General features: G+C 65.1%; 14 protein-coding genes. 7 read left to right on the top strand and 7 right to left on the bottom strand.

What is annotated here, in order from left to right:
- The first annotated feature begins 66 nt into the window (after window positions 1–66).
- Entirely contained in the window at window positions 67–1,032 is a 966-nt protein-coding gene (locus JOF28_RS08315; RefSeq protein WP_209705333.1) for a quinone oxidoreductase family protein, read from the top strand.
- Here the strand turns inward: JOF28_RS08315 and JOF28_RS08310 are convergent.
- The 4 genes from JOF28_RS08310 to JOF28_RS08295 all read right to left on the bottom strand — a co-directional run bounded on the left by JOF28_RS08310 (window position 1,029) and on the right by JOF28_RS08295 (window position 5,623).
- A complete protein-coding gene (locus JOF28_RS08310) occupies window positions 1,029–2,948 on the bottom strand; it encodes a hypothetical protein (RefSeq protein ID WP_209705332.1) in 1,920 nt (639 codons plus the stop codon). The genes JOF28_RS08315 and JOF28_RS08310 overlap by 4 nt on opposite strands.
- Window positions 2,949–2,977: 29 nt before the next feature.
- Window positions 2,978–4,033, bottom strand: a complete 1,056-nt coding sequence (lplAB, locus tag JOF28_RS08305; RefSeq protein WP_209705331.1) for a lipoate-protein ligase LplAB — start codon at window positions 4,031–4,033, stop codon at window positions 2,978–2,980.
- A gap of 261 nt (window positions 4,034–4,294) precedes the next feature.
- Window positions 4,295–4,522, bottom strand: coding sequence for a DUF2188 domain-containing protein (locus tag JOF28_RS08300; RefSeq protein ID WP_209705330.1), 228 nt, complete (start codon window positions 4,520–4,522; stop codon window positions 4,295–4,297).
- Window positions 4,523–4,762: 240 nt separating this feature from the next.
- Entirely contained in the window at window positions 4,763–5,623 is an 861-nt protein-coding gene (locus JOF28_RS08295; protein WP_209705329.1) for an alpha/beta fold hydrolase, read from the bottom strand.
- A gap of 100 nt (window positions 5,624–5,723) precedes the next feature.
- On the opposite strand from JOF28_RS08295, the gene JOF28_RS08290 reads away from it, so the two are divergent.
- From JOF28_RS08290 to JOF28_RS08275, 4 genes are all read left to right on the top strand, one after another.
- Window positions 5,724–6,650, top strand: a complete 927-nt coding sequence (locus JOF28_RS08290) for a NotI family restriction endonuclease (protein WP_209705328.1) — start codon at window positions 5,724–5,726, stop codon at window positions 6,648–6,650.
- Between the two features lie 31 nt (window positions 6,651–6,681).
- Window positions 6,682–7,638, top strand: a complete 957-nt coding sequence (locus JOF28_RS08285) for a DNA cytosine methyltransferase (RefSeq protein ID WP_209705327.1) — start codon at window positions 6,682–6,684, stop codon at window positions 7,636–7,638.
- A 239-nt stretch (window positions 7,639–7,877) separates the two neighbouring features.
- A complete protein-coding gene (locus tag JOF28_RS08280; RefSeq protein WP_342452127.1) occupies window positions 7,878–8,984 on the top strand; it encodes an alpha/beta hydrolase in 1,107 nt (368 codons plus the stop codon).
- 93 nt (window positions 8,985–9,077) lie between these two features.
- Entirely contained in the window at window positions 9,078–9,440 is a 363-nt protein-coding gene (locus tag JOF28_RS08275; RefSeq protein ID WP_209705326.1) for a hypothetical protein, read from the top strand.
- Between the two features lie 30 nt (window positions 9,441–9,470).
- On the opposite strand, the gene JOF28_RS08270 is transcribed toward JOF28_RS08275, so the two are convergent.
- From JOF28_RS08270 to JOF28_RS08260, 3 genes are all read right to left on the bottom strand, one after another.
- Window positions 9,471–10,307, bottom strand: coding sequence for a DUF1684 domain-containing protein (locus JOF28_RS08270; protein ID WP_209705325.1), 837 nt, complete (start codon window positions 10,305–10,307; stop codon window positions 9,471–9,473).
- Between the two features lie 257 nt (window positions 10,308–10,564).
- Window positions 10,565–11,317, bottom strand: coding sequence for a response regulator (locus JOF28_RS08265; protein WP_209705324.1), 753 nt, complete (start codon window positions 11,315–11,317; stop codon window positions 10,565–10,567).
- Window positions 11,314–12,741: a histidine kinase gene (locus JOF28_RS08260; protein WP_209705323.1), complete on the bottom strand. Its 1,428-nt coding sequence runs from the start codon at window positions 12,739–12,741 to the stop codon at window positions 11,314–11,316. Before JOF28_RS08260 ends, JOF28_RS08265 begins: the two co-directional genes overlap by 4 nt.
- A gap of 201 nt (window positions 12,742–12,942) precedes the next feature.
- Between JOF28_RS08260 and JOF28_RS08255 the strand changes: the two genes are divergently transcribed.
- A complete protein-coding gene (locus JOF28_RS08255; protein ID WP_209705322.1) occupies window positions 12,943–13,851 on the top strand; it encodes an ABC transporter ATP-binding protein in 909 nt (302 codons plus the stop codon).
- On the top strand, window positions 13,848–14,981 hold the full coding sequence (locus JOF28_RS08250; RefSeq protein ID WP_209705321.1) for an ABC transporter permease: 1,134 nt from the start codon (window positions 13,848–13,850) through the stop codon (window positions 14,979–14,981). Before JOF28_RS08255 ends, JOF28_RS08250 begins: the two co-directional genes overlap by 4 nt.
- Window positions 14,982–15,090 lie beyond the last annotated feature (109 nt).

Below are 15,090 nucleotides of genomic sequence, written 5' to 3'. Positions count from 1 at the left end.
GAAGCACATTACGTCATACGGCGCGACGTACTCGATGAACGGCCGCCCAAAGCGTAGGCTCAGAGCATGACGCGCGCAATTGTTGCCCCGCACTCTGGCGGACCCGAAGTACTCGAACTTGCCGACATTGCCGAGGTGTCCCCGGGGCCCGGCGAACTGCTCGTGGAGACCGCCGCGGTCGGCGTGAACTTCATCGAAACGTACCAGCGCTCGGGCCTGTACACGGTAAACTACCCGTTCACCCCGGGCGCCGAGGCCTCGGGCACCGTGATCGCGGTGGGCGACGGGGTCACCGGGTTTGCCGTGGGCGACCTGATCGCCACGGCCGAAGCGCGGGCCACCTATGCCGACCGATTTCTCGTGGCCGCGGTGGGCGCGGTGCGCGTGCCGGGCACGATTGACGCTGAGACGGCCGCCGCGCTGCCGCTGCAGGGCCTCACCGCGCACTACCTCGCGACCTCGGCCGCACGCCCGCAGCCCGGCGACACCGTGCTCGTGCACGCCGGAGCCGGCGGTGTGGGTTTGCTGCTCACCCAGCTGCTCGTCGCCCGCGGGGTGCGCGTCATCACCACGGTGTCAACGCCCGCCAAGCGCGAGCTGAGCCTGGCCGCCGGCGCCTCAGACGTGCTGCGCTACGGCAACTTCGCTGAGAAGGCGCGCGAACTGACGGCGGGTGCTGGCGTCGCGGTCGTGTACGACGGGGTCGGTAAAGACACCTTCGATGACTCGCTGCGGGCCCTGCGCATTCGCGGCGAAATGGTGCTGTTTGGGGCGGCGAGCGGGCCCGTGCCGCCGTTCGACCTGCAGCGGCTGAACGGCGGCGGATCACTCTCGATCACGCGCCCCTCGCTCACTTTCTTCCTGCGCACCCCCGAAGAGCGGGCCTGGCGATACGGTGAACTCTTCGACGCGATCGCCGCAGGCACCCTCGACGTGCGCATCGGCGCCCGCTTTCCGCTCGCCGAGGCGGCCGCGGCGCACACCGCGCTCGAGAGCCGCGCCACCACCGGCAAGGTGATTCTGACCCGCTAGGCGGGCGGCAGCGCGTCGCGCTCAGCGATGATCATGGCGCGGCGTGCGGCCGTCAAAAACTCGGGGTCGCCGATGTTCAGATCTTGCGCCCGATACGGTTCGTGCGCACCCATTGCCCGCAGAATTGTGATGCCGCGCTGCTGCGGCGATGAGGTGAGCCCGAAGGCCGTCACGAGGGCCTTGACGCTGCGCTCGGGGCGATCATACGCAGAGAACCAGCGGTTATTGCGGCCCGCGATCCAGCACACGGCGGCCGCGGTGATTTCGTCTTTGGCGCGGCGGCGATACACCGCCGGATCCCACGTCGCCGACGCCACGAGCACCCGCACGGCCACCGACACGAGCTCGGTATCGTGAAAGAACTTACCGCCCACCTTGGTGACGATCGCCGCAATTTTGCGCAGCTTCGGGTGCAGATCTTCGGGCACCTCATAGCTGTCGAGCACCTCGTCGAAGGTGTCGATGCGCAGCGGGGTGGTGTCGAGCTCGGCGAGCTCTTCGGGGCCGCCCGCTTCGTCTTCTAACTGAAAACGCACGAACTGCACGAGCGCCCGATCGGCCGAAAACGACGGGTCAGCGAAGAAATCGGGGTCAAGGAAATCGGCGCTCTGCACATCAGCGCGCTGCAGCTCGGCGGCTGACGGATCGGCGTCTGCAAGATCGGCGATAGAGAGGTGACGGCCTGCACGGTGATCACCCGCGTGGCTGTCACCCGCGCGATGATCGCTCGGGAACAGGTCGCCGGGAATGCTGCCGTCAGGGAATCCGGGCACCGACGTGGGCATGCCCGCCCACATTTGCGTCAACGGATTGATATGTCGCTCGCGCACCAGATTGCGATACTCGGGCGACAGCTTCTTGATCAGCCGCAGCACCATATTGGTGCGCGAGGGCGCCACTCCGGAGGTCGTGTTCGCCCATGTGACGATCGCGGAGAGCAACCGGGGAAGGCGCAAAAGTACCTGATCCGGGGCTAAGATCTTGCGCGGATACAGATCGAGCATCAGTGCCTCGACGAACTGCGGGCCCCAGCGCATCAGATCGCCGGTGCCGTGGGTCGACTGGAACAAGAACACGAAATAGGCGTCGTTGCGCATTTCAGGGGGGAGCCTGCGGCCCTCGAGCGACTGGGCGAACGCGTCGGCGACGCGCGCCACCTCGGGGTCGCGGTGACCGCCTTCGGCGTGGCCCAAGTCACCCAGCCAGGGGTCCTCGACGGCCTGCAGGTGCGTGGGCGGGGCCGGCATGAGGCGCAGAAACCACTCGAACGCGGGGCGCGTGATGGGCCAGCTGTCAGACTCAAACGGCGGAAACGTCTGGTCAGAAACCTCGAGCGCCTCGGCCAGCAGCTGCTGCGCCTCGGGGAGGGGCCGCTCGCGCCGCACGACGGTCTCGGCAACCTCAGGCGGAATGTCTTCGAAGGCGCCCGCGATCGAGGTCGACAGCAGATAGGCATCCTCGAGGCAGGATCCGCCCAGGTGACGCACCGCGCACGCCAGCGTGAAGCTCAGGGCGCCGATCTGTACCTCGAGCATCAGGGTTTCTTCCTCGCCAAACGGATCGCCAAAGCTAATGGCGCGCGTGACGCGGGTGTGCGGGAGGTTATCGAGCCAAGCCGGGTGATCGCGCTTGCTCACCGAGTGGAAGACGCGGCGGCGCAGCATGTCATCACCGAGCATCTCGGCCCACACCCGCAGCACCGCGTTCGTCTCAGGGTCAGCGGCCGACACCAGCGTGGGCGCCAACTGCGTGATCACCGTCATGAGATCCTGCAGCTCATGCGTGTGGGAGCCATCAGGGCCGGGCTCGGCGGGCTGGAGCGCCGCAAGCGCGCTCGCGGCCTCGATCAACAGCGCGGGCGAGGGGCTCGCCAGTACGCGGCGAAGATCCTGCAGGAGAGCGTCGTTGTGCTGCATGCTGTTGAGCCTACTGAAACTTATTGAGCTTACGGGACGCGCTTAATCCACTCGAGGGTTTCAAACTTCTGCTCAACGAGCAGCTCGGCCGCGGCCCACTCGCCGTCAGTCACCTCGCCCATCTGGGCGCCGTGACGCTGCGTGAACACCTCGATGAGTTTCGCGATGATGTCTTCACGCGACAGCCCGGTCTGGCTGCGCAACGGATCGACGCGCTTCTGCGCGCTCGCGGTGCCCTTGTCAGAGAGCTTCTCTCGGCCGATGCGCAGCACCTGGGTCATCGCCTCGGCATCCATGTCGTAGGCCATCGTGACGTGGTGCAGCACGGCGCCCGATCCGAGGCGCTTTTGGGCCGCGCCACCGATTTTGCCCTGGGGGCTCGCTATGTCGTTGAGGGGTTTGTAGGTGGCGTTGATGCCGAGCGCCTGCAGCGCCTCGAGCACCCACTCGTCGAGGTACGCGTAGGAATCAGCAAAGCCCATGCCGCGCACGAGTTCACCCGGCACGTAGAGGGCGTAGGTGATGCTGGCGTTGGGCTCCATATACATGGCGCCGCCACCCGAGATGCGGCGCACGATCTTCGCGCCGCGGGCGGCGGCCTCGGCCTCATCTACTTCGTTCTTGACGGACTGGAAGCTGCCGATGATGACGGCGGGCTCGTTCCACTCCCAAATGCGCAGGGTGGGGCCGCGCAGACCCTCACCGACGGCGGTGGTGAGTACCTCGTCGAGGGCGGCGTTCAGCACCGGGGAGATGGGCGGCTCGTGGATGATCTGCCAGTCGTAGTCGCGCCAGTGGGCGGCGCCGGTGAGCGCACGGCGAATGGCGACCCCCACAGACCCCGGGGTGAACCCGAGCAGATGGACCTCGCTGGGGAGCGCCTTTTGGATCGCGACCGCGAAGTCTTCGATGGTGCCCGCGGGGTCCATACCCTCAACGGCCCCATTGATGCAGTCGAGGGCATCGTCGGGTTCGAGGAAGAAATCACCCGATAACCGGAAGTCTTTGATGCGGCCGTGGGCCACGTCGAAATCGACGACAACCAGCTTGCCGCCGGGAACCTTGAACTCGCCGTGTGTGCTCATAGCTTTAGCGTACGCCTCGGGCCGCTTTGGCGCCATGGACGGGGGTCAGCGGGGTGCCGTGGGGCGCGTCGCGCGGTGTGAACTGTGGAGCACAGCCGGGGCGCATTGCGGGCACGGGCGGAGGGCATGTGGTGCTCAGCGACTGGTTCAGCGGATAACGGACTTAGGCCCCTTGGTTCGAAAGTCACCCTCGCTGAAGAAACGCGACAACCGCTGATGGTGCGGGCGGTACGAGCCATGTTTTAAGCACTCGAAGTGCCTTCAGCCCCGAGGTGGGAACGGGTCGTTTCCATAGGAGTTGGAGGCACCAATGCGGCCGTTGCGATTATGAATCACGTGCTCAGCCTCTTGGCGCATCGCGGTAGCCCGCCCCGCGGCTTGAGCTTCGGCCTTGGTTGAATAAATCTTAGGCACACGAGTACTCCCAGAACTCAGGTTGCCCCACCCGTCGCCTCTTGGAACTGTATGCACAGACTTCCTCTTGCTCATGTGCTTCTCCAATGCCTCTATAGAATACATGTTCGGAACCTATGTTCTATAGTGTACATATTGTTTCGTGTTGGAGGCAAGGGGTTGTTCGGCGCGGATGGGGTCTGCTGTCGGTACGAGCTATAGCTGAATTTCGTTTCTTTGCAGCCATCTGGGCAATGCCAGAATGAGCAAGTGCGATGTCTCACGGTGCCATCAAGGGGAACCTCGGGTACAAGGCCGGTCCTGGGGACTCGGAATCTAGTTCGGCGAAACCTGCTCGAGCATCCAGGTCGAGAGATCCACGAACACCTGGTCGCGATTGGTTTCATTGAGTGTCTCGTGCCGCGCGCCCGGGTAGGTTTTGAGGGCGACGTCTTGGACTCCGCGCTTGCGAAAGGCCTCAGCGAGCAGCGGCAAGCTGTCGCCGCGGGCGATCGGATCTTCGGCACCCGAAATGATCAAGATCGGCATCTCGGGGGCGAGGCCAGCGACCGGGCGGCCGAAGAGTCGCAGCCCGTCGGCAACACCGAAGAGCCGCAGAATATCGGCCTCGAAACACAGCGGGTCGGCGATGTACTTCGCGACCTCGGCCTCGTCGCGGCTGAGCCACTCAAACCCGTTGGCGTCGGGGCCGGCCCACTTCGCGTTGAGATTGCCGCTCTCCATGTGGCGGAACGTGCGCAGGGCAGACCCCGAGAGCACGAGCGCATCCCACGCACGCGGGTGCGAATTAAGAATACGCTGGGCCATGAGCGACCCCCACGAGTGGGCAAACATGACGACGGAGAGGCCGGGGTTACGCTCACGAATGATCGCGGTGAGCTGCAAAATAGCGTTCTCGGTGGCGGCGAGGCCACCCTCGCCGAGGCGCCCCAGCTTCGTGAGATCGCCGTCGTGCTGGGCAAGGCCGGTGGCGCCGTGGCCGCGGTGATCGTCGGCATAAACGGTGAACCCGTTCTTCGTGAGGAACTGCGCAAAGGCGTCGTAACGCTTCGCGTGCTCGCCGATGCCGTGCGAGATCTGCACAATCGCAACAGGATCTTCGGCCCGCCACTCGTAGGCGGTGATCTCGACGTCCAATGCATCGGTGTACGTGAACTCGGTGTAGGCGGGTGTCATGGGCCTATTGTGGCGGGTCGAGGTGTGCGGCGCCAGTGTTTAGAGGATGCGGCGCTAATGCGGAATAGCTGAATCCCCTCGAGCGTGACAGTATGGGGCCATGGCCGTGACAATTACCGATTGGTTTGGGTACAGCGCTGCAGACACTAGCGTGGAAGCTACGTCTGCCGCATCGAATCAACGATGCCCTTTCATAGATGATTCGTGCGAGAAAGTGTTTCAGGATGGTTTGGTCGCAGGCGTATGCGCGCTGAAGCAAACCACGCGAGCTCCGGTGGTTTGCTGCCCCAATCGGTTGTATGGCGACGACTGGAAAATTCTTCGAGATATCGCTGCGATCGCTTTCGGCGATAAGTGGGAGTTTGGATTTACCGATGGGTGGGTGCTGACCCCGGGGCGAACCGCGCTGTCAGAGGCGATCCGGAGGGGGAGCCCCGTAATTGGGGTATTCGGAAAAAAATGGGGTGGTGAGCTGCGCTTACCTCAGAGAGGCGGCTCGGGTTCCTACTTTGTGGACTGGATTTTGGCGGTAGTTACTCCGACGGGCCTTGCCGAGTTTGTGGCTGTTGAAGTGCAAACGATTGATACGACAGGGAACTATCGGGCCTCAATCGATGGGCTGCAGAACGGTCGAGAAATAAAGAAAAGTGATGCGGCCTTTAACTGGGAGAATGTGAATAAGCGCATCTTGCCGCAGGTGATTTACAAAGGTAATCTGTTGCAGCGGGAGAAGTTATGTAAAGGTGGCCTCTTCTTTGTGACTCCTAAGCCGGTTTTTGAGCGAATCGCGAAGCGCCTTCTTGGCGAAGGAAACGAACTTCCTGAATACCCATTGGCTCCTGGCGCAGTTACGTTCTTGTCTTACGACCCCGATTGGGAAAACGTGATTCCCGGTCAACCTGCGAGCTTGCTGCAGACCGGGCGTCTTACAACGAGTGTGGTTCAGGTAGCTCAAGCCTTTGTCGGAGTAACGAATTTGCCTCCGATGGGGGCGTATGAGGACGCCATTAATGCGGCGCTAAGCTAACACTGTCTGCTGTCGCAGGTAGTCTTGTGGGATGCGATACGTTTCTCTTTTTAGTGGTGGCGGCGGCTTGGACCTAGGGTTTGAGCTCGCCGGATGGGAACCCGCTGTATGCCTAGACCACGATCCCATCGCTTGCGAAACCCTCTCATTTAATCGTCCTAAATGGAATGTGGTTTGCGGTGATATTCGGGATTTTGATGCGTCTCCCTATGCAGGTGTGGATGCTGTCGTAGGCGGCCCACCTTGCCAAGGATTTAGCTCCGCAGGCAGAGGAAACCCTGACGATCCGCGTAACTTTTTATGGGTTGAATATATGCGAATTGTCAGAGAGGTTAAGCCTCGAGCGATTGTGCTCGAGAACGTTAGCGCGCTGACTCATCGTAAAAATGATGATCACCTGAGCGGAATTATGTCCGCACTGAGTGAAATGGGATACGAATTCTCGATGGGTGTTCTTAACGCAGCTGAGTTCGATGTTCCGCAGGCCCGGAAACGGTTAATCGTAGTGGGGCTAATGGGGGGAGGGGCATCATTGCCCAGCCCAATTGTGGGCTTACCGCCGAAAACTGTCTGGGACGCCATCGGAGATTTAGAGAGTTGGGATGACAAGCCAGAACTGAACCATGTCGCGAACAAGCATGCTAAACACGTGGTTGAACGCTGGAAGAAGCTGGGAGCAGGGGAGGAGGACCCGAATTATCGGCGGTCGAGGCTAAATCCCAATAAGCCATCGGTTACGATTCGAGCAGGTGGTGGGTACGGGCCGAATGGCAATCACTTAGCTGGATTTCATCCACCAATTCATCCAACGCTTCCTAGGCAGCTGACGGTCAGAGAAGCTGCACGAATCCAGACTTTTCCAGACTCCTGGATATTACAAGGGCCCAAGACCATTCAAGGTCGGCAGATTGGAAACGCTGTTCCCGTCAAACTGGCCTATGCAGTAGGTAATCATGTCAAGAACCTCTTAGAGAAGAGCGCACATTAACTGTCGTGATTACTGAAGCGTGCCAGTAGAGGTTAACTTTTCATTCGGTTTATAAACGGATGTCTAACATTCTCGACAATCTCATGTCTCATGGTCATATTGTTCCGCCTGCCGTAGCGATGGATGCTCCTAACCCCATGAATGAACTGCGTTTGAGCTCCTGTCAGCATGAACCCAATTATGACTCGCAACTTGTGTACTTCGCCAGGGGTACGACCAACCGCGCATAGAATCAGCGTGTGAGCATACGACGATGGCCCCTGATCGGTGTAATTGTGGGGTGCGTGGCGCTCGCCGCCTGCCTCGTGGCAGTGCTGTGGCGCGGTGACGCCCGCGGCACGGCGGCCGCCCAGCCGACAACGAGCCTGAGCGGTGCGACTGGTGCGACAGGAGTTCACGACGCTACTGGCTCCGATGCCTCGGCGGTCACCGTGACGAATCTCGTGGTGCCTGGCCCTGCGAACCAGGTTTCGTCGTCGAAGCCGAGCAACCAAGATGCTGGTGCCGCGGCTGCGAGCGGCATCAACCGGGTGGGTTCCGCCGAGGTTCCGGTGCGCCGCTACGACCCGGCACCGGCGACAGCCGCCACCACCGAACCCTGGGCCGTGCTCGTGTGGGCTCACGGCGGATCCTTCATTCACGGCGGGCTCGACATGGCCGAGGCCGACTGGGCCGCCCGCCAGTTCGCCGCCGCCGGCGTGCGCGTCTACTCGGTCGACTACGTCCTAGCGAGCGACACCGTGAAGGCCCCCGCCCCCGCAAACGACGTCGCCGCGGTCGCCTCGTGGGTAGCGCGCACCGAATCGGCCCCGCTGCTCATCGGCGGAGCCAGCGCCGGGGCCCATCTCGCCACCCTCGCCGCCCTCGACCGTGCCGATGCCGCCCTCGCGGGCGACGGCACCGCGGCCGCGGCCCTGATGCTCGAATACCCCACGCTGCACCGCACCCAGCGGCCCGATGCCGCGATTGCGCGCGCGACGGCGACGCTGCGGGAGGGGCTGCGCTTTGATCCGGATCGAATCTCGACCATGTACGCCACCCACATTGGTGAGGTGAGCGACGCAGAAGCCGCCGAAAGCGAGCTCGTCGCGGGCGAGATTGCGGCGCCCCGTCTCGCACTTTTGCCGCCCACGGTGATCGTGAACGCCGATATTGACGACCTGCGGGCGTCGGGGGAGCAGTTTGCCGAGCAGCTCGCGGTGGCCGGGGTGCGGGTGCTGGAGTACACGCAGGCGGGCACCACGCACGGGTATTTGAACCGCCCCGAGGAGTCGGCCGTGGCGCTCGCGAGTGCGCAGCAGACCATCGACCGGTTGGTGGCGGGCGCACGCGACGAAGTGCAGTAGCTGACCCCTCGACCTGCGCGCTGCTTCGTGACACCATTGACGTACCAATTGCGGGCACGTCACTGAGGTCGGGCCCGGGAAACGGAGCGGGCCATGCGATACCTACTGATGGTGCACGGAGCAGCGCATACGGGGGAAGCATCCGCGAGATTGGTGCACGCCGGGCGCAGCGCCGCCCAGATCGAGGCGGCCGTCACCTTTGCGGCCGCGCTTGAAGATGAGCTCGCCGCGTCGTCTGAGCTCGAGTGGAGCGAGGTGCTCGACGAACCCGGTCGTGCGCAGCAGTTCGGCGCAGACGGCCTGCCCGCTGCGGGCGGAGGTTCGTCGCTGACGCGCGTGTGGGCGGTGCGGGTGACTGACCCGGCACGCGCCTACGCGCTCGGCGAGCGGATCGCGCGCGGGCTCACCGCCCGCGTCGAGGTGCGCGAGTGCTTCGCGGGGTCGCAGCGGCCGTAGCCGCCACGACCCCGCGTCGCTACGCCATGCCTACGCGTTGGGGCGCTTCTCGCCGGCCTCGACGGGCACCGGCAGCCGGTTCTCGGCGGGCGGGAACGGGCAGGTCGCGTGCTCGGTGTACGCAAACGGTGGGTTCACGGCCCGGTTGAAATCGATCACGAGACCGCCCTCGCGCGCAGTCACCCCCACGAAGCGGGTCGCGTCGAACGTCTCGGGTGACGCGTCAGAGAAGATGGCGCGCAGGTCACCGCCCGCCGCCGACCCAAACAGGGTGAGGGCCACGCGCTCGCCGCCGACCGTGAAAACCGCCCGCCCGGGGGAGTCATAGTGCTGCAACCGGCCGGCCGCCGCCGAATCAATCTCAACGCTCGCGCGCGGGTCAGATTCGAACTCGGCCGACACCACCCAGTCACGGTTCGGGGCAAACACGGGGGTGCCCGTGTACTCCACGCGCGCCGCAGCCTGCGGGTCACGGGGTCGCACCGCAATCGCGCCCGAGCGGGCTGCGATCTCAATCAAAATGTCACCCCAGGTGAGGGTGGCCGAGGCGAGCCCGGTCAGCGGGCCCACCCGCACCTCGCCCGCTACGGGCTGCCCCGCCTGCGAAATTCCGTCGGCCTCGGTGACCACGACGGTCACGAGCCCATCGGGGTACGCACGCCACTCACCGGGTAGCCCGGGCAGCTCGCGGGCCTCGCCCGCATCTCCCTCGAGCCAGTGCATGGCGGTCGCGGTGAGCGCACCATAGGGGGCGGTGCGGGCCGCCTCGACTTCGGCGTGCCAGACGGCGTGGGCGTCGCTGAACGCGGTGGCGACGGGAGCTGCGGCAGCCGTGGTGGCGGGCTCGGCGGGCTGTAGGTCAGACATGGTGGCCTCCTTCGCAATGTGCGAATCGTGTCGTCGGTGACTGGTCTCGGTCGCGGCAACGTAGCGCGGCAAGCGGCTCGCGCCCCCAAGGCGAATAGCCCCCAGGAGCGAGCTCTCTCCAGACTAGTTCTTGGGCCCCCGCATCAGCCCAGTCACGCCTGAGACATGACTGAACATTACGGCGCCGAAGCATGGGCGAAGCGCGCCGGGGCGTGAGCCCGCGGCGAGGGGCGCGATCCGGATCAAATCACGCCCGCTCATTCGTGTGGCTCGATGCCGTGGGTGTGCGCCCACACGACCGCCTGGATGCGGTCGCGCGCCCCCAATTTCTGCAGCAGGTTGGAGACGTGGGTTTTCACGGTGGCCTCGCCCACGAACAATGCGGCCGCGATCTCGGCGTTCGACGCCCCGGTCGCGAGCCACCGCAGCACCTCGCGTTCGCGCTCGGTGAGGCCTGCGGCGTCGAGGGGGCATGACGCTGCTCCGGATCCTGCCGTGCCTCCCGCCGCCGTGCCTCCCGCCGCCGTGCCGCCCGCTGCTGCCGCGTCACGCTGAGCCGCGCGTTCCATCACCGCGCGGGTGACATCGGGGCCGAGCAGGGCGCCGCCGGCCGCGAGCTCGTGCACGGCATCGATGAGTTGCTCGGCCCGGGCCGTTTTCACCAGGAACCCGCTGACGCCGGCGGCGAGGGCGTCGAAGAGATACTGCTCGTGCCCAAACGTGGTGAGGATCAAGATGGCGGGCGGGGCAGACTTGCCGGAGTTGCCGGAGTTGCCGGAGTTGCCGGAGCGCGCGGAGCCGAGAATGCGTTTGGATGCCTCGATACCGTCGAGGCCCGGCATTTCAACGTCCATGCAGATGACGTCGGGGGTGAGCGCCGCCGCGAGCTGCACCGCTTCGGCGCCGTCGGCCGCTTCGCCCACCACCTCGATGTCGGGCTCGGTTTCGAGGATGATGCGAAACCCCGATCGCACGAGCGCCTGGTCATCAACCACCAGTACACGAATCATGCGAGATCCTCCGCGGGAATGGTGACGGATGCTGATGCAGGTATAGGAGTAGGGGCCGGAGCAAGCACAGTCGTGGATGCAGGCCCGGCAGCGGAGCCCGGTGCCGGGCTGGGCTCGCGCAGCGGCACCCGCACGCGCACCAAGAACCCACCGGTTTCGCGCCGGCCCACCTCAACGGTGCCGCCCACGGCGCCCGCGCGCTCACGCATGCCGCGCAGGCCGAGGCCTGATCCGGAGCTTGCGGCAGACCCACCAGCACCCGCGGCAGCTCCCGCCGCGAGCCGTTGCGCGATGCCGGTGTCGCTGACCTCGAGCTCGACCGCGCCCGTCTCAAACCTGAGTCGCACGGTCGCCTCGGCGCCGCGACCCGCGTGCTTGCGCACGTTCGTGAGGGCCTCTTGCGCGACGCGGTAGAGCGCGACGTCGATGAGCATGGGCAGCGGGTGCGGCGTGCCCGCGATGATGAGCGTGGCGGGCACTCCGGCCCCTTGCGACGCCGCGACGAGCGCGGGTAGTTGCGCGATGCCGATGGTGGAGGCGGTGGCGCTGGGCTCTGGCGCCCGCAGCGTGCCCACGAGGCCGCGCAGCTCAGCGATGGCAGTTTCTGCGCTCGTTTCAACAACCAAGAGTGCCTGCTGGGCCCGTTCGCGCCCCGATTCGGCGTCCTTTTCCAGCAGCCGCCTGGCCGCCGCCGCTTGAATGCCCATCACTGAGACATGGTGCGCGACGACATCGTGCAGTTCACGCGCAATTTCGATGCGGTCGAGGGCTACCGCCTGCTCGGCGCTCGTGCGTCGTTCGAGCGCGAGCTCGTGCCCCTGCGCCTCGAGCTGCGCCTGCGCGCGGGCTGCCTGCCACGATCGGTTGCCGAACATGAACGCGCCGCTGAAGTAGATCAGGTTCGTGATGATCTGAATGACGGCGTAGGTGGCGAAGGCCGAGAAGATGCCGCTGCGCGACACCTCGGGCATCGCCTCGGTGTTCGACGAGGCGATGATCAGCGAGACCAGCAGCCACACCACCATCGCCAGGCTGATGGCGATGCGGCTCCAGATTGCGAGCGCACGCCGGGGCTCCCACGCGCCGACCGCGTAGAGGCCGATAAAGAGGCTGATGTTGACAATCAGTAGCTCGGGCACAGCGAATTGCCCGCAGACAAAGAACCCGATCGACACGAGAATCGCGACGGGCACGGGCCAGATGCGCCGAGCGGCGAGCGGCAGGGTCGACAGCCCGAGGCCCACAATCCACACCCATATGGGAGCGGTTTCGGCGTAGATGCCGACCCGGTCGTACAGCAGCGCGGTGGTCGTGGCCGCGAGGGCCAGGGCAACGGCAAGGATGACATCGAAGCGCAGCCCCTCGCGCGTGGGCCGGGGGCGAGTCCAGGTGCCGTGGCTGGGCTCTCGCGTGGTGACCGTCATGATTCCAGGGTAGTGAACTGGCGCGGTGAGCCGCTTCCCCCGTGCGAGGGAGATGCGCGGGGAGATGTGCGGGGAGATGCGGCGGGAACACGCCTTGCTCGGTGCGAATCTCCTCTGACACCCGCGCAAGTTCCGCCTTGCGGGGGAGGCGCCGCACCGCGGTGGCAGGCCAAGCTGGAACACATAACGAGAGGAACGTTGATGATTGAGATTCAAGGAGTCAGCCGCACGTTCGGTTCCCGCCGCGTGCTCGACGGCGTGAGCTTTAGTGTCGCCGCGGGCCGCATGACCGGTTTCGTGGGGGCCAACGGCGCGGGCAAAACCACCACCATGCGCATTCTGCTCGGAGTGCTCGCGGCAGACACCGGAACGATCACCATCGACGGTGCCCCCATCACCGCCGCCGACCGCGCGGGCTTCGGCTATATGCCAGAGGAACGCGGGCTGTACCCCAAGATGAAGGTGCTCGAGCAGCTCGTGTACCTCGGCCGCCTGCACGGCATGACGGCGACGGGGGCGAAGGCCTCGGCCGAGCGCTTGGTGGAACGCCTGGGGCTCGCCGATCGCGCGGGCGACACCCTCGAAAGCCTGTCGCTGGGCAACCAGCAGCGCGCCCAGATCGCGGCCGCCCTCGTACACGAACCGCGCGTACTCGTGCTCGATGAACCGTTCTCGGGCCTCGATCCGATGGCCGTGGAGGTCGTGGTGGGGGTGTTGCGCGACTACGCCGCACAGGGGGTTCCCGTGCTGTTCTCCTCACACCAGCTCGACATTGTTGAGCGGCTCTGCGACGACCTCGTCATCGTTGGCGGCGGCAAGATCCTCGCCCAGGGCTCACGCGAAGCGCTGCGCGCCGAACACTCGGGCCGCGTCTTCGAAATCGAGATCGCGGGCAGCGCGGGCGACGCCGGCTGGATCAGGGAACACCCCGGCGTCACCGTCACCCACCTCGACGGCGGCCTGGCCCGCTTCGAAGCCGACACCGTCGCCGCAGCGCAGTCGGTATTGACGCGTGCCGTCACCGAGGGCGACCCTGCGGTCAGCCACGTGCGCCGGTTCGGCCCGGTCACCCCCTCGCTCGCTCAGATCTTTCAGGAGGTAGTGCGATGAGCACATCAACACCCACGCACCGGCGGCTCACCCCGGCGGCCGCGACCTGGTTAGTCGCCGAGCGCGAAATCACCACCCGCCTGCGCAGCAAGGCGTTTCTAATCTCGGCCGGCCTGCTGCTGTTCTTCGTGCTCGCGGGCGTGATTGCGAGCGGCGTGATCGCCAACTCTGGCGGGTTCGGTGACCCGGCAAAGGTCGCCGTTGTGGCCGGCACCGGCGCCGCAAGCACCAGCGATCCGGCGGCGCAGCTTGAAGCCGCTGGCCTCGAGGTTACGAGCGCGCCAGATCGCGCCGCGGCCGAGCGCCTCGTGCTTGACGGCGACGTCGAAGCCGCAGTGATCCCGGGCGGAGACACCCCGGTCGGCCTCACCGTGCTCACCAACGACAGCGCACCCGGCGAGGTGATGCAGGCCCTGTCTGCCGCCCCCACACTCGAGATCCTCGCACCCACCTCAGACAACCCGATGGTCGCGTACCTCATCTCGATCGCCTTCGGCATGGTGTTCATGATGAGCGCGATCACCTTCGGCACCACCATCGCCCAAAGCGTGGTCGAAGAGAAGCAGACCCGCATCGTCGAGATTCTGCTCTCCACCGTCAGCGCCCGCACCATGCTCGCGGGCAAGATCCTCGGCAACAGCCTGCTCGCCCTCGCGCAGGTCGTCGCCATCGCGGCCCTCGCCTCGGTGGGCATGCTCGCGACCGGGCAAGACCTGCTGCTGGGCGAACTCGGCATCGCACTGATCTGGTTCGGCATTCTGTTTGCGTTCGGCTTCGTGCTGCTCGCCGCCCTCTACGCTGCCCTCGCCTCGCTCGTGTCGCGACAAGAAGACATCGGCTCGGTGTCGAGCCCCGTGATGATGCTCGTGATGCTGCCCTACATCGGCGTGATCGTGTTCAACGACAACCCGACCGCGCTCGCGATCATGAGCTACATCCCCTTCTCGGCCCCCGTCGGCATGCCGATGCGGCTCTACCTGGGCACCGCGGCATGGTGGGAGCCGATCCTGTCAGTGCTGATTCTGCTGGTATCGATCGCGATTGTGTGGGCGCTGGGTGCCCGCATCTATGAAGGATCGATTCTGCGCACCGGCACGCGGGTCAAGATTGCCGACGCGCTGAAGCGCTAACGGGCTAAGGATCCGGATCAGGCCCTAGACACTAGGCCTTGATCCGGATCTTGATCGTGATCTTGATCCTAAGCCCGGGCGCGTAAGCTGGCGCAGTGAGTAACGACAG

Origin of the sequence: Leucobacter exalbidus (assembly GCF_017834145.1) — a bacterium.
Classification (GTDB): domain Bacteria; phylum Actinomycetota; class Actinomycetes; order Actinomycetales; family Microbacteriaceae; genus Leucobacter; species Leucobacter exalbidus.
This window is presented reverse-complemented; position numbering and strand designations above follow the sequence as displayed.